Source organism: Bacteroidota bacterium, assembly GCA_020402865.1.
Lineage (GTDB): Bacteria > Bacteroidota > Bacteroidia > Palsa-965 > Palsa-965.
On the sequence record JADBYT010000014.1, the window covers coordinates 20,434 to 42,205 of the forward strand.

Below are 21,772 nucleotides of genomic sequence, written 5' to 3' on the forward strand. Positions count from 1 at the left end.
GTTTTTAACTAATCTTGAAATTTTATATCATAAATACAATAAAAAAATCCGGGAATTGCGTAAAATCCTCAGAACTGAGGATGCCCCTTTTCTCATCAGTAACGAATAAGCTTGATGGTTCAAATCCAATACAAAAATACAGAGCGTATGATATATCAATTATTCAATCACTAAGCCATTGAAAAAAGAGTTAATTGAACGCAAATAAAAGACACTTCCAATACGGATAATATTATAATCGAAACTAAAAAGGAATTGAAGTGAATAAAATCATGATAATAAGGGATAACGAATAGTCAAATCTGTGGAGGCTTTTAATGCATATAAATACAATTTTTGAATAAAAATAAACACATGGAACAGAAATACGACATCGCCATTTCATTTGATGAAAGTCAAACCTATATTGCAGAAATAATTGATAGTCTTTGCAGATGCTTAGAAATCAATTGTTATTACTATAAAGAAAAGAGAACGAGGGGTGTTGGCGAAAGTCTTTCGCAGGACCTGCAACGAATTTATAAATATCACTCAGACAAATTCATTGTGATTATCTCTGATCACTATTTTTCAAAACAATACTGCCGGTTAGAATGGCAATGTATTAAAGAAAAGATAGATCTGTGTAAGAATGAATTAATTCTTGTTGCAGTTAATTCAAACCTTAAAAAAATCATAGAAGAAGAAATGGGAGATCTAAAATACTTGTTGTGGCCGGAAAATATAAAAGAAATATTTGATTTAATAAAAAAGATAAAAAGAAATATAAATAGTACAGAGAGCGATAGTCTTGATAGTAATAATGGAAATATAATAAATAATATTAAAGATAATACTGCCAATGGTGGCAATCAAACTATCATTGGTTATATAAAAAATCAGAATAATAAGAAATAGTATTATGAGTGATCCGAAAGATAACGAGCAAAAAGCCGAGACCTCTGAGAACTCAACAAACGAGGAAACTAAGCATGTTGAAAATCCTATTAATCAAGAAGATGATTCAGATGTTAAGGCCGAAATAAACAAACAAGATATCAGCGAATATAATACAGAGATAAAAAACAACTATTCAAAAAAACAGGAAATTTACGGATATGTAGGTAACCAAAACAATTACTATGAATCAGGAAGAAAAGTCGATTCCAAACATATCGACATTTCTTTAGATGAACGAGATATCAATTCCCTCGAACTATACGCCTTTGGTACAAATTTCGATGAAGCATCTAACAAAATAAAACGCGAATCAGCACTTATCATTGATTGTATAAGTGATATGATGTCCTATTCAATAAGTTTATTTTTATTTAAAGAATATACAGACTATCTGAATAAATGTATCCGGCTAAAAAACGAACCGAGATCTTTAGATCAACTAAAAGAAGATATTGAAACTGTAGCAAAGGAAAACAAGGCAAAATTAATACTTGTTCAAATAAAAAGATCTGAAATTTGGTCACAGTTTTTTTCAACGGTTAACACACAAGGCGGAATTGATGAACTGAGTAAATATTGTCGTACGAAGCAAGTTATTGTAATTATTAATACATATTCCTACCGATTAAGAGAAAATGAATATGTAAAAATATTCGAGGAATGCCCGTATTATTGGAGAGCAAATCCAATACGTAGCCGGTTAAATGAATATTACAAAACAGAATACCGGGACAATAATGACCTGATCAACGTTATTTGTGAGCGTATTGATGAGTATAAGAAAAATGAAAAAACGCAAGAAGAAAAATATATATTACTCAATCAAATACTTAATGAAACTGAATCAATAATTGAAATCAATACCTTAGTAAATAGTATTACTGAACTTCTCGAAAGGGAAATAGGAAAAGGAATTGACCGCATTGAACTTAATTTACTAGAGCAGAATGCTGTAAGAACCTTAATTTATGTAATTAAACTCTTTGGAAGCATAAGATATTACGATTGCGACAGATTATTGAAATTACTACTTAGTGAAAAGAATGACAGCAAGGAATATAAACTTTGGCAAATTCAATGTGATTCACTGGTAAAGAGATGCGGCCTTTCGGTAATAAAGAATGAAGCTGAAAAGAGTACGTTTCTTGAAATAATTAACCGGCAGAAGTTCAATACACTCTCTCGATTGCTTGAGGAAAATTATCCGGCATTTATCAGTCAGAAAAATTTCCAGTTATTTCAAACGGTGGAATGGATGAAGGTTATCTCCAGCAACATGGCCGATACATTAGCTGATTCATTTTCTTCATCGCTAACCGAATTGGATAATGCAGATCAGATAGAACTACTATTAAAGTGGGTAAATGCATCTGAAAAGCAAAGAATGGAAATTGCCCAGAAAGAAAGAGCACAGGAAATTATCAGAAAAATAATCTGCAATGTTCTGGAAAAATCAGAAACTGATTATGTAATTGATAATGTGCTAAGATACTTCCCTGAAGACACATCGGGGTGGCTGTATTTTATATATGTATTTCATTCGCTCTGCGAAATTGATCGCTTTAACCGTTATGAATACTTTGTTTACTGCATTACACATGAAAATAGCATTGTAAGAGATTATACCATGCACATGATAGTTGAACTTCAACGAAAAAAAAAGTTGGATATTATTAAAATTATTGCCGCAAATAAAAAGTCAACACCCTTGCTTAATAAGGACGAATATCATGACAAAGAATACATACTGATAAATTTCATAACCCATCTACTTCCTTCACAGCGTGATCTCGAGCAGACCGAAAAGAGCAAATGGCCTTCGGCATTTATGATCTTTTCTTTTTTAGACAAGATTAGTGAAAGTAAAGATAGCGAATACCCGGATACAGTTCGAAATAAATTAAAGAGTTATGCCACAGACCTTATTGATTTGCTATTAAATCCCAATCTAAGTAAACTGCCTCGGTCCGATAACTATAACCAACAACTATACATTCTTAGTCGGCAACTTCTAAATAGAAAAAGTCATTCGTTTCTGTTCAACCTATACGCCAAAGATAAAAAAGTCTGCTCATTAATCAATATTTTCTTTAACTCAAATATACCTGAATTTGCAAAGTATCAGCGAGAGCATGAGGTAGTAAAACAAATTGAGCAGCATATTGCCATTGAAAATTTTATAAACGAAGAAAGCGAATCAGAAGGGCAAGAGGTGAAACCTAATATCAGGGTTAGCAAATCAACAATAAAGAAAATTGACCAAACGGTATATCAGCAGCAAATAATAACATTAGCTGATAATATACACGACTTGCTTGAGCATATTGAAATGGCCGAAAACTTGGCTGTTCTTATTAGTATTCTTAAAATTTCTGTCGTAGAAAATAGCTGCTACGCAGCAGAAATCATGTATGATGAGTTAATGAGATCAGCTGTAAATTACTTAAAAAAGAACAAGAACCTGCGAACGCGAATTTTATGGCACTGGTATAACTGTTCATCAATGAACATCAGTAAATATCCGTTTACACCAGCAGATTTCAGACAAATTCGCCTTGAATTCATACAACGAAGCAAAATGGAAACTGACTAAAACAGGCAAGAAATGGATACTCAAAATACTAATACTCAAGGTGAGCAAAAGGAAGTAACCGGAAATGCACCCGTAGCAGAAAAAACAGGGTCGGAAAACACCAAATCACAAACCACAGTTAATGAACGAACTGGTGAAACGAATTTGCGTTCAATTATTGCTGCAGTAGATAACTCACCTCCGGCAGTAAAAGATGTGGATGAAAGTCTGATTTACATTGATATGAAAAAAAATACCAGTTTCAGTCGTCCATGGAACTGGTTGCTAAAAGAGTACAGAATCTTCTGGACCAAGTGTAATAAAATTATCACTCTTCGGTATTTCGATTGCTATGTAGATGATATTAAGTCGGGCCAACGACTTAAAATCGACATTCTTTGCAATGTTGAACTTATCAAAGGGAGTGAGTATAAAGCTGTAATGCTTTTTTACAGAGACACGAACCTTGATGATGCTTTCAGAAATCAACTCAGCAGTTGGGTGAAACAGTCGGCATCGAGAAAAGAAAATATTGTAAGTCAGTTTTTTATTCATGAAAGTGAATTAAACAAAGATGTGTGCGAACAGGCTGAGCGAAACGGATTTAAAATCGAACTACGCTTATCGCCTTTTGTTGATGAAAAAATAGACCAAGATTACGCACTTGTGAAGCATACAGTTACCTGTCAGATTAAAAACTGGGAAATCAAGCTTCAGTGCACGCTTGTCATGAGTTTGTATGATAAACGCAAATTCAACATGACTTCTATCGACAACCTTAGTAACTGGATGAAAGAGAAGATTGAAAAGGTTGTACAGGTAGTAATGATCGACAAAACAATTGCTCAGGTATTACAGGGAGAACCATCTTATGAAATACAAAAAAAGCTTGAATCTGAAGCATCCGAAATAGGTTTTAGGGTAAAACAGCTTATTTCTATTCCTCTGCTCAATGAAATTGAGCTACTGAATCAATTCACGCTGGATACTGAAAAAATAATTAATCCGCAATCAGAAGAAGATCTTGAACACTGCACTTATTACACCACACTGGATATACGCGTTCCAATAAGAATGAATATTACAGTAAAGGGTTATATCAGTTCGTTTAGCGGTTATGTCGAAAAATACCTTCGACCTGGTATTATACTTTTGGAAAAAATGCGGGAAGAGATTGTTGAAGAAGCCCGTTTATATGCGCTAACTATTTCACCCGACCAGTTTTATCTTCACTTTAATTCTGAGTATAAAGGGTCGCCATCTGTTGAGTCGGCATTAAGTGCCAAAATCAGAAGTTTACTGGAAAGAAAATTTAATGTGGTTACTCCAATTATTCATATCACACCTCTTGATACAGAACTTACTGAACGTTTCAGATATCTTGCTGGAGAAAATGGAATTTTTGTCTATAAAAACATTGCTGAACGCATTCATTACACCATACAATATGCGGTTACAGGTATTGCCAAAGAAGGATGGTACACGTTCAAGTCAAAAATTTATCATGATTCGTCTGATGAAAATATGGATATGGGCATAATCGTACAAAAACGAAAAGCATTACTAAGAGAACAGGCGGATGCTGAACGACACTCTATCAGTTTAACTCTTACTCATCATTTCAACAGTTTGTTCGATATTCAGTCCAAATATGATAACGAGGATCCAAGAAGTGTTGTTACGCTGAAGGAGATAACTTCATTTTTTAGTACTGCAGCAGAAAAGATAATAGATTCACATGGTGTAACCATAAAGCTGGTTTCTGTAGCCCGAAATTCAATTAAAGCAGACGAAGAGTATAAAGCGAAAGTCAACAATCAAAATAAATTAGATTCCCCAAAATGAAATCCACACTAAAAGCGAGAATCAACAATAAACATGCGCCGGTACTACCCATTCCGCTTCTAGATCTATTAAAATTAGCACCCGTTGTTTTATTACGCGAGCATATCTGCCCGCTTAAGCCAATTTTAAATATAAGTAATAAGAAAACCAAATTGGATATTGTAATAGTCCCAGAAATAAAAAAAATAGTTCCACCTCTCAATATGGCGATTCGAGAGATAAAACAGCCATTACCACCGAATACAAAATTACCAGAAATCATAATCCCGAAAATAACTAAGTAAAACTATACGCCACCAATAAAATAAAAGCAATGAAACGAATACTACTTTTTCTTTCAAAAACAGATATGGATGTCTTGCGGCAATGCCCGGGAAGCGCATATAACAATCAACTGAGTTTAGGCATATTCGTGCTACTGACCGGGGTTTTTGCCTTCCTTTCAGGAAGCTATGCGGCCTCTATGCTATTTATCAAGACAGATGGCGCTGGTGAAGAAATCCCACTTGATACTATTGAAATATTATATTCAGGGATTATTGGTTTTCTTTATGCCTGTATTATTATTGCTATTGACCGGGAAATTGTATCATCAACAAAAAACTCAGCTACATATTTGAGAATTCCACTCGCTATTAGTATTGGAATAATTCTTTCTATACCTATAGAAATGAAGCTGATGGAGCAAAAAATAGATCAGCAGCTGCAAATAATGCATGTTGAATTATACAAAAAAAGGGTTGCAGCAAGAAGTGAAATAGAAAAGAATAAATATGCTGCATCACTTGATAGTCTAAGCAAAAAAGTTGAAGCATATTCTAAACAACTAAATGTCCTTAACGAAAGAAGCCATGACGAAGAAATTGGTAAACTTAGTGAAAGAAGCAGTGGAAAAGCCGGAAGAGGGCCTGTTTTCAATAAACTTGAAGAACAAACGCTACGAATACAAGCCGAATATAAAAAAGCCTTATTAGAGTATGAAAATGTGAAACTTAAAGAAGACTCCGTTATTAATGAAGCTGTAAACATGGCTAAGGCTGATTCAGTAATTAAAGCTGTTGATTTTGTGAGCCGATATCAGGCTATGAAAGAATCTATTTCACAAGATAAAAGTGGCAACATGGAGACAATGAATCTAGGACTCAAAATTTTGTTCATTTTCATTGAGCTAATACCGGCTTTAATGAAGTTATTTAATTCTACAGATGAATATCAAACACTTATAGAAACCAGACGAAGATTAAATTTACAAATGGCACACAGTATTACTCGTGATGGTATGGAAAAAATGGATCGGACAAACGGAAACACCAACTTGCTAGAGAAATACTGGGAGAAAATATTGAACGCTATTGAAAAATAGACATATGCTCATCTAGATAGTAAAATAAATAATAGACATGAATGTTACGAAATCCCCCGCCCCCTGAAAAACGCATACGTCTCCTTCATCATCGCCAGCATAACCATATTCATCACCTCCTTATTCTCAAAGAGCATATTTACAAACTGCTGATTGGCTTCTATGCCCCCCGCAAGCGACTCGCGGAATTTTTCGTTGAAACTGATGCCGAAATTGGCTTCCGAATTACTGAGCGCCTGTTGCTGCAGCTCTTGGTCGTGGCGCAGGTTGTTTTGGTTTTGTTCCAGAAAAAGGCTGTCGTTTTCGCTCAGGTTTATGCCGAAACGGGCATTTACGGCCTGGATAATTTCCGATAGGGCTGCGCGGCGGTCGGTGCCGGATGCTGTGCCGGTGCCGGTTTGTGCGCGAAGCTCGCCGGTGCTGCCTTTTTCGAGTTCGATAGCCCCTTCGTTTTGCTTGCGGATGCGGAAATACTGCAGCGCAATTTTATCGGCCACGCGCACGTTTTCGGCATTGCTGCGTCCGGGTAATACGCTGTGCAGGTATTGCGCAAACACGTAAAAGCGCTCAAGTGCCGGCTGATTGAATGGTATAATCTGCGCCAGAAAAGCATACAGGCTCGACCACTGCCGCAGCATTCGCTTAAATATGTTTTTCTCGTCGTCGCTCAATTGGACATAGCGGTCGGTGGCGGGCTGCAAAAAGGCATAAAGCTTCGACTGATCGCGTGTACTGCGGCCAGCGGAGAAAAACAACCCGGCAAAGGCTTCCACCTCTTCATCGCGGTAAATGCCCATGCTGTCGAGCCGTTGACGGAGATCAAACAGCAAATTCGGATCGGTGAGTTCTTCTACTGTGGTGAGCTCATAGTAAGGCTGAAACGCAGCCAGTATATCATCGCGCGTGTTGCGGAAGTCGAGCACAAACGTATTCTCTTTGCCGGGATGCGTGCGGTTGAGCCGCGAAAGTGTTTGCACGGCCTTTACACCGCTCAGCGCCTTGTCCACATACATGGTGTGCAGCAGGGGCTGATCAAAACCGGTCTGGTATTTATCGGCCACAATGAGCAGTTTGTATTTTTCACCAGCAAACTGTTCGGGCAACTGCTTTTCGCCAAATCCGTTGATTTCGGCTTCGGTAATGCCTTCGGGATAATCGTGTGTGGCTAACTTGCCGGAGAATGCCACCAGCACATCCATATCAGTAATGCCTTTTTGCCTAAGCAGGTCACCGAATGCCATAAAATACCGGTAGGCATGCTCGCGGCTTTGCGTAACCAGCATGGCCTTGGCCTTGCCGCCAATAAGGTGCTGAACCGATGAGCGGAAATGCTCAATCATGATTTCGGTTTTCTGCTGAATGTTGTGCGGATGCAGCGATACATAATTGAGTATGGCCGACTGCGCCTTGCGGGGATTCAGTTCAGGGTCTTCCTCAATTTTTTTGGCAAGCCGGTAAAATGTGCTGTAGGTCGTATAATGCGTAAGCACATCAAGAATAAACCGCTCTTCAATGGCTTGCCGCATCGAATAAAGATGAAACGGATGCGGTTTGATGCGCCCGTTTTCGTCGGTTTCGGCAGGCATGTAATCGGTGGTGCCGAATACTTCGAGCGTGCGGGCTTTGGGTGTGGCGGTAAAGGCAAATAAACTCATGTTGGTTTGTTTGCCCCGCGCCTGCATGGTGCGCAAAAGTTCGTCCTGCACATCTTCCTCCTCAGGATCGTCGTCGCCAAATACCGCCGCTTCGCCCAGCGCACGTTTCATGGTGTTGCTGGCTTTGCCGCCCTGACTGCTGTGCGCCTCATCGATAATAATGGCAAAGCGGTTTGAGCCGAGTTCACTTACTTTATCGAGTATGTGCGGAAACTTTTGCAGGGTTGTCACCACTACTTTGGCCTTTGCCATAAGTGCATCGGCCAGTTGCGCACTGTCTTTGTCGATAATCCGCAGCGTGCCTTTGGTGTGATCAAAACTTTCGATGGTTTCCTGCAACTGCTGGTCGAGCACGTTGCGGTCGGTAATCACCACCACCGTATCAAAGCATTTCTGATTGGCGGCGTTGTGCAGTGTGCTCAGGCGGTAGGCAAGCCAGGCAATTGAATTGCTTTTGCCCGATCCGGCCGAATGCTGAATGAGGTAATGCTGCCCCGCCCCATGCGTGCGCACATGAGCCGTAATGCGGCGCACGGCATCAAGCTGGTGGTAACGCGGAAAAAGTATATCGCCCGCCTGGGTGAGCTTGTTGCGGCTTGTGCTGCGTTTCTGCATCAGAAACTTGCCGGCAATATCCATAAAGCTGTGCCGCTCCAGCACTTCATTCCAAAGGTAAGCCGTGCGGTAATCGCCTTCTGCCGGCGGATTGCCCGCTCCCAGCTGGTAGCCGCGGTTAAAAGGCAGATACACGGTATCGGCGCGGTTGAGGCGCGTGGTCATAAACACCTGCTCGGCATCCACCGCAAAATGTACCAAAGTACGGTTGCCAAACCGCAGCAGCGGCTCGGCCGGGTCGCGGTCTGTCATGTACTGCTTTTGCGCCTCTGCGGTGCCCTGACCGGTAAACAGGTTTTTGAGTTCGGCGGTGGCTAAGGGAATGCCGTTGAGGCTGAACACAAGATCAATGGAATTGTGGTTGGCCTCGCTGTAATGCAGCTGCCGGGTAAGCCCGAGGTGGTTGGCCGCATACAGGGCAAGCGTTTCGGGATTGAGATTGGTTTCGGGCGCAAAATAGGCCAGCCGGAAACCTATGCCGTATTCGGAAAATCCGTTGCGCAGCACGCTGAGTATGCCCTCGCGCGCTGCTACTTCGCTTAGACGGCTCAGCAAGCGCGGACGCAACTGTGTGCCGTGTATTTTGGCCAACTTGGCTAAGGCTTTAGACTGCGTGGCTTCCAGAAATTCAAAAACCACATCGGGAAAAAGCGCCAGCTTTTTATCGTAACCGCTTTCGGGCAGGGCTTTCCAGCCGCCCTCGGTAAGCAGCCAGTGCTCAATGTTTTCTTCAAATGCTTTTTCGGTGAGCATACTCATGTGCAGGGGAATTCTATGCAGAAAATTAATGTTTTTTACCGATAAGCGGCGGGTATGCTTTTGCCAGCGCCCGCTCGTACAATGCCACATAATCTTTCATACCGGGCTCAAACGACCAGATGTGAAAAGCAACATGCAGGTTTATTTGCCTTGCCCACTCCACCAGCTGCAACCCGGCTGTACCGGTGTTGTAGTAATAACCAAGATGCGTCATGATACGCCCGCACATGTCTTTTTCAACCTTGCCCACATACAGCGTTTGTTCATATGCATACGGTTTTTTTTTCACTCCCGGTGTGGCCCGCTTTTTAGTATCGTCTTTAAGGTATGCCTTGAATGAAGAAAATACACTATCCGGTGACAAATCTCCCCTCCAGACAATGCGGTACACACACGGACGTGTTTTAACAGGCCGGGCCGCCCAACTGATGAGCTTTTTCAGTGTTTCGGGTTCATCCTTTCCCTTCTGCCAGACGGGATCGGGCAATTCGCCGCAGTTCAGTTCGAAATAATCATACAGAAAGGTGGAAACGGAATGACTGAGCTGCCGGTTGGTTTCTTCAAGGGTATGCCTGAAAAATTCGGGAAAAGAAACGGGCTGATTCATGGGCATTGAATTAGCAGTTTATACTACACAGATTTTACCGGTTACTACTTCACTGATGAGGGCAGTGCGGTATTCCTGCAGTAATTCTATTTCGCGTTCGATGCGGGTAATGGTTTGGTCTATTTGGGTGGTTTTGGTTTGGATGTAACAAATAATTTCATTTTGTTCCTTCAAAGAACAAAATGGAATGGAGAAATTGAGAAAAATTTCTAAATCAATACTATCAACTGTTGCCCCGATCTTATTACAATAACTTAATATTTCGTTACTAAGCCCTTTTAGTAGGTAAAACAAGTAATCGACTGAAATCAAATTATTTGGTAAAATTGATTTCATATCTTGATTTAACGTCACGGGAACTTCGTTAATTGCAATTGGTAATGAATGCTTCAGAATACCAGATCTTACAACAATTAACACACTCCTGGTTTCAATTAATACTGCGGAAGACTCTTTGACTGCTAGTTCTGTCAACTTGTCTTGTGAATCATAAATCTCTTTAATGACCTTCATGTCTTTGGGGGATACCCAAGGAATTGGTCCATTCCAATATTCAGAAACGTCAGTTGATGGGGTTCCTCCTCCTGTAACTTTTTCAACTAGATACTTCAACCTCTTCATCTCCCAATGCGCCGGAATTTCACCCAGCCATTCCACACCTGAGTCTTTGCGTTTGGCTTTGGGGTTTATGCCACGGGTTACCGCCTGGTTAATGAGGGCGGTGCGCTCTTCGCGCAGCAGGGTAATGAGTTTTTGTTTGTGATAAATTAAAGAATCAATTAGTTCTGATTTACAATTTAGAAACCTTATTATCTGATTTTGCTCGTCCGAATCAAATGGGCAAGCAATTCTCATTGAGTTTAAGGTTTCATTTGTGAGTTGATTTATTGTCGATGTAGAAAATAATCCGGATTGAGCCTTGAAAATTTCAGAGTTGAAAAACCAATAAACAAAGTCAGATAATTCACTTCTAAAAATAGACATGAAAGCTCCAAACGTTTGATTTTCGGAATATTTATCGATAAGTGCATTTTTACCGACGAGGTCTCTGCTACCATTACGTACACAAATTAAGATGTCACCAATTCTGGTAATATGCTTTTCACCTATTTCTTTTTTTACAAAGACATTATCACTTAAATCAATTTTCCCATTTTGAATATTAGAAGATCTTAGTACAAGTTTACCTTCTGATTCGTCACAAATATCATCTGGAGAATATACAATACCAATTATTGTATCTCCAATATACTTCAACCGTTTCACCTCCCAATGTTCGGGAATTTCCCCAATCCACTCTACACCTGAGTCTTTGTATTTTTTATACCGTTTCATAGTTCAAGTGCTTTGTGCATTAAACCTTCGGTTTCTTTTTCGAGTGCGAGAATATCGGCGCGTATTTCGGCCAGGGAGCGCAGGGGTTTGTAGGTGTAGAAGTATTTGGTGAAATTAATTTCGTAGCCTGTTTTGGTTTTCTTTTCGTCAATCCATGCATCAGGTACGTGGGGCAATACTTCGCGTTTGAAATAGGTTTCAATATCGTCGGTAAGCGGCACGTTTTCAAAATCGCGCAGGGACGCATCGGGTTTGGGTTCGCCTTTTTTATCGGTTACCACGCGGCCTTTCGCATCGCGCTCGGGGCGTTCAACGGTAATGCGGCTGTAGCCGAAAAATTCCTTGTCGAAAATCTTCACATGCTCGCCTTCTTTAAACTGTCCGTAAATGCGCACAATTTTTTCAATTTGTGTGGGGCTAATTTCATTTCGTTTGCTGCCGAGGCTTTTGCTCATTTTCGAAGAAAACGACGCGGCGTTGAGAAGTTGTATTTTGCCTTTGCGTTTTTTCTCCTTGTGGTTGCTCAAAATCCACACATACGTGCTGATGCCGGTGTTGTAAAACAACTGATCGGGAAGGGCCACAATGGCTTCCAGCAGATCATGTTCGATGATGTATTTGCGTATTTCGCTCTCGCCGCTGCCGGCACCGCCGGTAAACAGGGGCGAGCCGTTAAACACAATGCCAATGCGCGAACCGCCTTCGGCCACCGGTTTCATTTTATGAATCATGTGCAGCAGAAACAGCAGTGAACCATCGTTGATACGCGGCAGCCCCGGCCCGAAACGTCCGGCAAAACCCAGCTTTTTATGCTCGTCTTCAATTTGTTTCTGCACTTTCTTCCACTCCACCCCGAAAGGCGGATTGGCCAGCATATAATCAAACGTTTTACCGCCAAGTCCGTCGGCCGAGAGGGTGTTGCCCAATTTTATATTGTCGGTGTCCTGCCCTTTAATGAGCATATCGGCCATGCAAATGGCATACGACTCGGGGTTAAGCTCCTGCCCGAACAGACCGAGTTTGGCGTGTGCGTTAAACTGCCTGATGAAGCGTTCGCCTTCCGAAAGCATACCGCCGGTTCCGCAGGTGGGGTCGTAAAGTGTGCGGATAATGTCTTTTTTATGCAGCACTTCGTTATCGGGCACAAAAAGCAGTTTCACCATGAGCTCAATGACTTCGCGCGGGGTGAAATGTTCGCCGGCCGTTTCGTTTGAAACTTCGGCAAACTTGCGGATGAGTTCTTCGAAGATGTAGCCCATTTCGAGGCCGGAAGTCTGCGCTAAGTCGATTTTAGCAAACCGTTCGACAACCGGATAAAGCAGTTCGGCTTTGTCAAGGCGCTCAATCTGTGCTTCAAAATTGAAATGTTCTACAATATCGCGCACGCTTTTGGAGAAGCTGTTCAGGTAGCTGCGCAGGTTTTCGGCCAGCTGTCCGGGTTCGTTGGTGAGCTTCTGAAAGTCGTATGGCGAACGGTTATGAAACTTATAGCCCGAAATTTTATTGAGCGCAAGATCAAGCAGCTCGTCGGATTTGGTTTTTACTTTGGGCGCCTGCGCAAGTACATCCTTTTTGGTAGCAGCCAGCACGGAGTCGAGCCGGCGCAAAACGGTAAAGGGAAGAATTACTTTGCCATAATCGGCCTGTTTGTAATCGCCTCTGAGCAGGTCGGCCACACTCCAGATGAAATTGGCTTTTTCGCGGAAACCGGAATTGGTCATAGAAATCGGGTAACGATGTTGGAAATTTTGATGTGTTAAAGATCGTATTTCCGGCGAAATAAAGCCATTGAGGTGTCGAAAATTAAATATAGTTGTGACTGAACTGAAAACAGAACCGGAAAAATGAAAACCAATATTGTAATATCCCGACATCCGGGGAGAAACAACCCGTTCATTTCACGATCAGCGAAAACAAGTAAATACGTACATTCGTACTCGTATAACCCAATCTGACGAGACCGCCGTATGGCCCGCATTGTAACTACCAAAGGAATTTCTGCCGCTATTTCCGATATTATTTCCAGGGCCACCGAACGTGTGGTCATTATTTCGCCGTACATACAACTGAGTCCGGTATTTGAGGAACGTATGGTTGCAGCCGGACAACGCGGTGTAAAACTGGTGGTGGTGTGTCGCGAGAAAAAACTGAAAGACGAGGAAAAAGTCAAACTGCTTGAAATTCCCAATGTAGAATTATATACGCACGATAATGTGCACACAAAGTGTTATTACAACGGCCGCGAACTGGTGCTGGGTTCGATGAATTTTTACGAATATTCCGATAAATACAACCGAGAACTTGGCATTAGTATTGATGCCGTGGCCGATGCAGAACTGTATAACGATGCCGCGCGCGAATCGGAAGAGATACTGATGATGGCGCAGAAAAGCGGTAAAATTTATCGCTCAAGGATTCAGATAAAGCCGCAACCGAATACAACTGCGCATGCTACGCACACTGCGCCACAACAGCAGCCGCAGTCGAAACCGCAGCCACAACCCAAAGCGGAAAATTCAACCCCGCGCAGCACAACCCAAAACTTTACACAACGCCGCCCCGACAAACGCAACCTGTTCGAAAAACTGGCCGATACATTCAGCCATCAGGGCTATTGCCTGCGCTGCAAAAGCAAATTGCAATACAATCCGCATGCGCCCTACTGCACGTCGTGCTATGCAAGCTGGGTGCAATGGGAAAACCGCGAGTTTAAAGAGAAGTTCTGCCATTGCTGCGGCGAAGCCAACGCCAGCAGCATGAACAGGCCGCTTTGCAAATACTGCTACGCCAACGGGCGTTGATTTCGATAAGGCTCATTCGCACATGCCCGGTGATTTCGACAGGCACAACCGCCGGAAGCAAAATCACCGTTCCAGCAGCATTCCCGCGCATTTCAGCAGCAACGCTTCATACTCGGGCGGGGCTGATTTCTTTTTGTATGTATCCTCCAGCGCCTTAAAATACGTTTCGAATGCGCCTATGCCCATAAGTTGCAGATAGGCGGCGCAGTGCTGGTAGCTGAGTTGCACAAGGAACTGAAACACTACAGTGAGTTCGTGCAGCAGATCGGCGAAGAGGTGTTGCAGGGCTTCGAGCTGGGCTTTTGTGAGTTGTGTAATTTTTGCGAATTGAGCCAGCAGTGCATCCATAAACTGACGCGCGTGGTTGCGGGCCCAGCGGGTTTCGGAAAGGAGTTTCAGCGCGGTGAAAATGAGTTTCTGTACCGCTTCAGCAATATGCAGACGCAACATGATGGCTGCAAATTTATCTTTGAACGCGCCTCCAAGTGCGTTCAGAATAATATGCACTACGGTGGGCACTGCTTCCTCACCGGCATCAGTTATGAGCTGCAAACTCACCTGCCCCGGCAGCGGCGCGGTTTGTGGTACCAGCTGTGTGTACATGCCGCCGGCATTGTGGCGGGCGGCCCCCTCAAGACTGCGCTTCACCATGTAAGCCGAAATGAGTCCGAGCGCCACACTGCCGCGCAGATAAGGAGCATACAGAAACGGCACTTTCTCAAGCATGGCCGGTTCCCAGCCGTGCGGCACCGGATCAATTACATTCCACACACGCAGCGTGCGCGTACCCAGCAGGCGGCCGTAGTATTCTGAAAACGCATTGTTGCCCGGTGTGGCTCCGGCCGATGGAAGTGCTGATACGGTAAACAAACGCTGCACATCCCAGAACGGCTGCTGATTAAGCAACGAAAGTGCCAGTGTGGCCGATAATGCGCCGCCGAGGCTATGCCCCGAAACCACCAGCTGCTGCGGGAACTTTTGCCGCTGCGACTCGGCCGCAAAAAACTCCTGTATGGTTTTACCATTGCTTTGCATCTTCCGCAAAATGGCTAACCCGATTTGCGTGCCTTCCGAAATGCGCACATCAGAAATACCAAAGGCCTGCTGATGTTCGCTTTCAACAAGAGTATCGGGCATTGGCTTTTCATAAATCCACGGCACCGTTTTCTGCACGGTAAAATCTTCCACCATCCAGCCAAACATTGAAACCGGATTTGTACCCGCCACCGCAGCCACGTAGGTTGCGCTTTCGGGTTCGTATGCTACAAACATTGTATTGCTTGCCACCTGTTTCTCCACATCCCCGCCAGCCGAAACAACTACCGGTCCCCACATTAATTTCCACTCACCCATCCACGAAATAAATTCCTTGTCGGCAAAAGCATGTTCGAGCGTGTGGTGCATCCAGGTTTGTAATGCCTGCGGCGTGCCTTTTTTGCCCATACAGAGATTAGAAAGGTAGTTGAGTGCGAAAATGCGCTGGGTGGGATTGAATGTGGGATTCATTTACAAAGGATTTGATGAGTCGGTAAACTTATCACACGGTAATGTAAAAATTCAGTGTCTGTTTAAAAGTTTCAGATACGAAAAACAGGCGCATTAATACGCCTGTTTTTCGTCGATTATTCAATGCGAATAATCTTACTGAAATTAGTGTTCATCTTCAAGTAATACCTAAAACGACTAACGCCAGATGTGCTGTTTGTTTACTTCCGGCTCAAACATAATTTTCTGCCCGCAAAGTATATTGAGGCAACACACAAGATCGTCCGCCTGTGGAGCAGGTAAAGCTCTGCCCGTTGTGCGAAAGTCAGTTGGAGCTGTTGTATAAGTTTTATCCGTATTGCGGGTATGCGCTGTGATTTCGACAGGCTCATTCGCACATCCCCGGTGATTTCGACAAGCTCAATCACCGGGGATGCACTCTCGGTGATTGAGCCTTCTCGAAATCACCGCCGAAACTCCTGCTTCTTCACCTTCGCTTCAAACACAATTTCCTGTCCGCAGAGTGTGTTTAAACAGCACACCAGATCAGCCGTGTGCAGCGACAGTACCGAATCGAAATCATCTTTGCGGTAGCCGCCAAACAGGCATAGTGCAAGCGGCATGGGTGTATTGCGCTTGCGATCAATGCGCGCTATGAAGTCGTAGAAAATTTGTGCGCATTCTATCCATTCTGCTGTTGTGCATTGGCCGCGGGTGTCGTCGTGCTCGTGGCTGTCGGCACCGTGGCAGAAAACGATGTAATCGACTTCGTTGTGCTGAATGGCATCGCGCAGCAATCCGAGTTGCCGCCTGAAATCGTTGATCCACTGGCTGTGTTTGCCTTGCGGATTGATGTTGCCGTATTCGGGATGAATGGCGCGGTTGAGATCGGGCACAAAGCTGCGGCTGTCTTCGATGCTGTTGCCGAAATGGCCGTCGAGATCAACGAAAGCGCCGCGCAGACCGCTTTCGCGGTACAGTTTTACGGCTGTAATAACCTGACCGGAAAACGTGCAATAGCCAAGGCCCTGTGCAGGCTGTGCGTGATGAAAGCCTCCAACCGGTGCAAAGGTAATTTGCTGCGGGTGTTGCACAGCCCATTTCACGGCTTCGTAGAGCGCGGCATTGGTGTATTGCACACTCTTCAAAAAATCGGGCGACCATTGCAGGTTGTTGCTTCGGGTATGTTTTTTTTCGCCGGAAAAAAATCCATCTACGTAGCTGCGCGTGTGCGCGATGTAAAATGCTTCGCGGGTAAATGGTTTAAAATTTTGCTTCAGTTCAAAATGCTTTTCAAGTTGCATGCGGCGCAGATAAGCCATGAGCATTTTGGGTTTGCGGGGTGTTAATGAAGCATTGTGCCCGCGCAGTTGTGCAGGCGATAGTTGTTCGTGATAAAACGAACAAATTTTTGAATAACGCATGAGGTTACTTTTTTGAAATGAGATAGATTACCGGAGCGATCCGGCTGTTTCAGAAAAATCAAAAAAAACAGTAACCCACCTGACAGTATTGACGGTGTTTAAAAGCTGTTTACAGCAAAATCAAAGTATCCGGAAGATTACTGCTTGTGCAGCAGTCCCGGCGGAAAAAGACGGGTGTTGATGAGCGCTGAGGTGGCGCTGCGCGTGGTAAAAAGCAAAATCATGATAGAGGGTTATTAACTTAGTATGCGACAAAGATAATAATTTGAAGCGTTTGTTTATTAATCATCCTTTGACTTTGTTTCGGCTCATTTTTACTCATGCTGCGTTCTGTTTTTGTCGATCTTCTACAAGAATCGCTTGCAAAACATGTCTTGTCTGAAGAAAAATGCGCTCAAAAGCAAATTTTAAACAGGCTCTAAGGAATTGCTTGTATGGATGTACACATTGTCATTTACAGCTTGCTCCACATCACTTTCCCCACATTCCCGCTAAAAAAACTCCTGCAAAAACCGGCAATTGTGTACTTTTGCTGCATAGCACACACCTTCATGTACCTGCCAACCATACGCGTTACCAAGAGCTTCAATTTTGAAATGGCGCATGCCCTGCCGGGGCACGACGGGCCGTGCAAGCATATTCACGGACACACGTACTTTCTGCATGTAACCATTGCCGGTAAGCCGAAACAGGAAAAAGGCGCGCCCGACAACGGCATGGTGATCGACTTCGGGCACCTGAAGAAAATTATCCGCGAGCACATTATTGATCCGTTCGACCATGCGCTGGTGCTGCCCGAAGAAAGCCGCGCCGTGCTGGCTCCTCTGCTGCACGATCCGCTTTTTACCCGCGTGCACTGGATGAATTTTCAGCCCACCTGCGAGTTATTGCTGGTGCATTTTATGCACATTATCCGCGATAAGCTGCCCGCGCACATCCAGCTTATCAGTTTGCGACTGAATGAAACGCCTACTTCGTTTGCGGAGTGGTTTGATTCGGATAATTTGTAACGTGTGGTTGATTTCCACTTGATAATCACAAGTGATGATGAGAAATTTTGCATTAATTATAAGCTTAATAATTGCTGATCTTACTGTATATTACTTTATACTGTTTAATCAAAGCAATAACTTAAATTTAACTCAAGCCATTATCTATACTTTGCTGTTTGTATTATTTATATTTACTACTTCAAATGTATTGGTAGTCGGTAAAAAGAGAGCGATTAATACTTACTTCCGAAATAAAATCAAGCGCTTCATTATCATTTATTTGGTACTTCTTTTGTATATAATAATACCACTCAGACCTAACCTGGGAAGTGCAATTGAAGAATTGATGTTCTTCTCCGCAGTTCCAATATCCTTTTTATTTGTAACTCTCTCCTTTTTGATGCTTCAATTTCTATTTAACAATAATAGTAATACACCACATTAATTCAACAGATTTGATTCGCCTCGGATCAGATTGGTATTTCCCCAAAAAACACAAAAGGCTCTCCTTTGCAGAAAAGCCTTTTACATTCAACTATTCAGTCAGTCATCCAGTCTCCGGCTGCCCGAAAGGGCTTCGCCCTGTGCATTTTGCTCGGCAAGTGTCCAGCCATCAGTAATTGTGGTTTCGAGCCATACTTTGCCTGATTTTCGGAATACCTGTACCGAAAGGCCGTAGTGGCTGAGGAATTCTTCTTCGAGTGTGGCTACGGTCATGGCCGGTGTAATCTGAATATCGCCGGTGGTGTGGCGGGTGCGGCATTCGCCAAGTGTGCGCGCGTTGAGCATCTGACTGCGCGGTGAAGGCTTGCCGGTTTTATGCGGACGGGCAAAAAACTCGAGACGCAGATAAGGGAACGTTTGGGTAAACTCCTTCTGTATATCGGCCACTGAACGTGTATCGGAAATCGTAATATTCATAGTTGCAATGCCCGCAGGAAATAGGTTGCGTCTATTACGGACAATACAAAACTATTACGAAGTACCGGCCAGTGAAATGACCTTCATCATCTGCCCGCACTGACTGATGTCAGCCTTGTTCAGTTCTTCATTTTGCGCAGCTTGTCGTAGCTGAGTACAGTAATGGTGCCGCCTTTCACTTCCACCAGGCCTTCTTCTTTAAAATCGCTGAGGGTGCGTATGGTGGTTTCGGTGGCGGTGCCGGCAAGGTTTGCGAGATCCTCGCGCGAGATGTTCATGGTAAATGTTTCTTCGTTTTCCTTGCGGTAGCGGTTGCACAAGGTTACCAATGCTTCGGCCACGCGCTTGCGCACGGAGTTGTAGGCAAGTTTGAGCAGCTGTTCTTCCTTCTCTACCAGATTATCAGAAAGCAGGCGGATGAAACGGCGCGATACTTCGGCGTTGCGGTACAGCAGCGAGAAGAAATCTTCTTTCGGAACGAGGCACACCTCGCTGTCTTCGAGCGCAGAGGCGGTGTCGGAATAAGGCTTGTCTTCGAGCAGAGCTAAGTAACCAAAGAAATCGCCGGGTTTGTAGAGGCCGGTAATGAGTTCTTTGCCCTGTTCGTTTACCATGCCGGTTTTTACTTTACCGCTCACCACCATGTAAATGCCTTTGGGAAAACTGTCCTGCACGTAAATGCTTTCTTTCTTGCGACAGTTGCGCACATCGCGGCTGGCCGAGAGTTCGCGCAGGGCATCAAAGCCTTTGGCTTCGTTTACAAATTCATTGAGTCCGGAAATATCGCGGCTGAAATCGCGGCGCACGCGTTCTGATTTCTGCAGGCGGCTTTCAATGGCGTTGAGCAGTTCAATATCATCAAACGGTTTGGTTACGTAATCGTCGGCACCCATTTCCATGCCCCGTCGCAGTTCACTGCGTTCGGCTTTGGCGGAGAGGAAGATAAACGGAATAGCCGAGGTGGTTTCGTTTTTCGAAAGCAGATGCAGCACGCCGTAACCGTCGAGCACGGGCATCATAATATCGCATACAATAAGGTCAGGATTTTCCTTCATGGCTTTCTCCACGCCGTCTTTTCCGTTTTCGGCGGTGATTACCTGATAATGCGCGAGTTCGAGAATTTCGGCGGTATTCTCGCGCATATCCTTATTGTCTTCAATCAGTAATATTTTTTTCATTGCGGGAAGCGTAGCGTGAATGTGGTTCCTTTATTTTCTTCGCTGGTAAATGCCACCGCTCCCTGCATGAGTTCTACATGACGGGCAACAATGTTTAAACCAAGGCCGGTGCCGGGAATATGCGAGGCATTGCGGCCGCGGAAGAAACGGGTAAATAAATGTTTCTGATCTTCTTCGGGAATGCCAATGCCCTGATCGGAAATTTCAATCACCAGTTCCTGATTATCGATTGCTGCTTTTACCGTAACCGATTTTCCGGCGGGTGAATATTTGATGGCGTTTGAAACAAGGTTGAAGAGTACGTGCTTGAGTAGTTTGGGGTCGATATAAATTTTGTCGGGACAAATGCATTGCAATTCAATTTTTATATCGGCGCCGGCAAGCGGCTTGAGTTCGGTAAGCACGTCCTGTATGAAGGGGCAAATGGTTGTAGCTTCGGGATTCTGACTGAGTTTGCCTTCTTCGAGCTTGCTTACCGACAGCAGGTCGTTGAGAATATCGTTGAGGTGTGTGATTGAGTTTTTGATGCGCTGCACATGCTTTGCCTGTTTATCCTTGTCGTTGGTTTCGCCGTATTTGGTAACGAGCGAAAGCGACGAGAGCATTGTAGCGAGGGGCGTACGGAACTCATGCGAGGCCATGGATACAAAACGCGATTTGAGTTCGTTGAGTTCGCGTTCTTTTTCCAATGCCGCATGGAGCTGATCTTTTGTTTTCTGAAGCTCGTCGATGGCTTCTTCGAGAATGAGCGTGCGGTTGCGCACCTGCCGCTCAAGATCAGCCGAGTAGTTGAGGAGTTTGTCTTCGGCTTCTTTGCGCAGGGTAATATCCACCACAAAAGCAATCACATAATTTTTGCCATCGCGCGAGAACGGGCTCAAGCTGATTTCGACCGGAAATTCAGAGCCGTCTTTCCGTTTGGCGTATAAATCGCGGCCGGCGCCCATTTTGCGTGGTTCGGGATGCGCCGTATAAGCATCATGCCGGGCCGCGTGCCCGCCTGCGTATTTCTGCGGCACAAGCATCTCAACCCGGTTGCCGAGCATTTCTTCCTGGCTGAAGCCAAACATTTGGGATGCACTCGGGTTGCAGCGCACAATTATGCCACGCTGATTGACCACCACAATTCCTTCCGATGCATGAAGAAAAAGTGCCTCCGCCCCCTCTAAACTGTCCATAAATGATTTGTCTGATTTCGACATCAAAGTAAACACAATCGCCGAAATTAGAACCGGAGGAGTCGGGAAAATATGATCTTCATCAGTTTTTAAGCTGCTAATG

The 21,772-nt window shown here is 43.8% G+C and carries 16 protein-coding genes; 7 read left to right on the forward strand and 9 right to left on the reverse strand.

All coding sequences use genetic code 11. The features are described 5' to 3' along the window. Nucleotides 1-354 precede the first annotated feature (354 nt). Genes IM638_10750 through IM638_10770 form a run of 5 tightly spaced genes read left to right on the forward strand, consistent with a single transcriptional unit; the run spans nucleotide 355 to nucleotide 6,719 of the window. Nucleotides 355-897 carry a toll/interleukin-1 receptor domain-containing protein gene (locus IM638_10750; protein ID MCA6363507.1) on the forward strand — a complete coding sequence of 181 codons (543 nt, stop codon included), beginning with the start codon at nucleotides 355-357 and terminating at the stop codon, nucleotides 895-897. A gap of 4 nt (nucleotides 898-901) precedes the next feature. Next, nucleotides 902-3,532 (forward strand): hypothetical protein, encoded by a 2,631-nt coding sequence (locus IM638_10755; protein MCA6363508.1) that lies wholly within the window; start codon nucleotides 902-904, stop codon nucleotides 3,530-3,532. Nucleotides 3,533-3,544: 12 nt separating this feature from the next. Next, nucleotides 3,545-5,356, forward strand: a complete 1,812-nt coding sequence (locus tag IM638_10760) for a hypothetical protein (protein ID MCA6363509.1) — start codon at nucleotides 3,545-3,547, stop codon at nucleotides 5,354-5,356. Continuing rightward, nucleotides 5,353-5,640 carry a hypothetical protein gene (locus IM638_10765; GenBank protein MCA6363510.1) on the forward strand — a complete coding sequence of 96 codons (288 nt, stop codon included), beginning with the start codon at nucleotides 5,353-5,355 and terminating at the stop codon, nucleotides 5,638-5,640. Before IM638_10760 ends, IM638_10765 begins: the two co-directional genes overlap by 4 nt. Before the next feature lie 29 nt (nucleotides 5,641-5,669). Next, a complete protein-coding gene (locus IM638_10770) occupies nucleotides 5,670-6,719 on the forward strand; it encodes a DUF4407 domain-containing protein (protein MCA6363511.1) in 1,050 nt (349 codons plus the stop codon). 44 nt (nucleotides 6,720-6,763) lie between these two features. Here IM638_10770 and IM638_10775 read toward each other — a convergent pair whose 3' ends face one another. The 4 genes from IM638_10775 to IM638_10790 are packed head-to-tail and all read right to left on the reverse strand — an operon-like array spanning nucleotide 6,764 to nucleotide 13,411. Further along, a complete protein-coding gene (locus IM638_10775) occupies nucleotides 6,764-9,748 on the reverse strand; it encodes a type I restriction endonuclease subunit R (protein MCA6363512.1) in 2,985 nt (994 codons plus the stop codon). A 25-nt stretch (nucleotides 9,749-9,773) separates the two neighbouring features. Beyond that, the gene (locus IM638_10780; GenBank protein ID MCA6363513.1) at nucleotides 9,774-10,355 is read right to left on the reverse strand and encodes a hypothetical protein; all 582 of its coding nucleotides are present in this window, start codon (nucleotides 10,353-10,355) and stop codon (nucleotides 9,774-9,776) included. Nucleotides 10,356-10,373: 18 nt separating this feature from the next. Further along, a complete protein-coding gene (locus tag IM638_10785; GenBank protein MCA6363514.1) occupies nucleotides 10,374-11,690 on the reverse strand; it encodes a restriction endonuclease subunit S in 1,317 nt (438 codons plus the stop codon). Next, nucleotides 11,687-13,411 (reverse strand): SAM-dependent DNA methyltransferase, encoded by a 1,725-nt coding sequence (locus IM638_10790; GenBank protein ID MCA6363515.1) that lies wholly within the window; start codon nucleotides 13,409-13,411, stop codon nucleotides 11,687-11,689. The genes IM638_10785 and IM638_10790 overlap by 4 nt, the downstream gene beginning before the upstream one ends. Nucleotides 13,412-13,657: 246 nt before the next feature. On the opposite strand from IM638_10790, the gene IM638_10795 reads away from it, so the two are divergent. Further along, entirely contained in the window at nucleotides 13,658-14,491 is an 834-nt protein-coding gene (locus IM638_10795) for a hypothetical protein (GenBank protein ID MCA6363516.1), read from the forward strand. Between the two features lie 63 nt (nucleotides 14,492-14,554). Here the strand turns inward: IM638_10795 and IM638_10800 are convergent, their stop codons facing one another. Together IM638_10800 and IM638_10805 are read right to left on the reverse strand one after the other, a co-directional pair. Continuing rightward, the gene (locus IM638_10800) at nucleotides 14,555-15,997 is read right to left on the reverse strand and encodes a hypothetical protein (protein MCA6363517.1); all 1,443 of its coding nucleotides are present in this window, start codon (nucleotides 15,995-15,997) and stop codon (nucleotides 14,555-14,557) included. 443 nt (nucleotides 15,998-16,440) lie between these two features. Then, entirely contained in the window at nucleotides 16,441-17,400 is a 960-nt protein-coding gene (locus IM638_10805) for a hypothetical protein (GenBank protein MCA6363518.1), read from the reverse strand. Nucleotides 17,401-17,957: 557 nt separating this feature from the next. Between IM638_10805 and IM638_10810 the strand changes: the two genes are divergently transcribed. Beyond that, a complete protein-coding gene (locus IM638_10810; GenBank protein MCA6363519.1) occupies nucleotides 17,958-18,410 on the forward strand; it encodes a 6-carboxytetrahydropterin synthase in 453 nt (150 codons plus the stop codon). 525 nt (nucleotides 18,411-18,935) lie between these two features. Here IM638_10810 and IM638_10815 read toward each other — a convergent pair. The 3 genes from IM638_10815 to IM638_10825 all read right to left on the reverse strand — a co-directional run bounded on the left by IM638_10815 (nucleotide 18,936) and on the right by IM638_10825 (nucleotide 21,669). After that, nucleotides 18,936-19,313, reverse strand: a complete 378-nt coding sequence (locus IM638_10815) for a hypothetical protein (GenBank protein MCA6363520.1) — start codon at nucleotides 19,311-19,313, stop codon at nucleotides 18,936-18,938. 119 nt (nucleotides 19,314-19,432) lie between these two features. Beyond that, on the reverse strand, nucleotides 19,433-20,491 hold the full coding sequence (locus IM638_10820; GenBank protein ID MCA6363521.1) for a response regulator: 1,059 nt from the start codon (nucleotides 20,489-20,491) through the stop codon (nucleotides 19,433-19,435). Beyond that, on the reverse strand, nucleotides 20,488-21,669 hold the full coding sequence (locus IM638_10825; protein MCA6363522.1) for a PAS domain S-box protein: 1,182 nt from the start codon (nucleotides 21,667-21,669) through the stop codon (nucleotides 20,488-20,490). The genes IM638_10820 and IM638_10825 overlap by 4 nt, the downstream gene beginning before the upstream one ends. Nucleotides 21,670-21,772 lie beyond the last annotated feature (103 nt).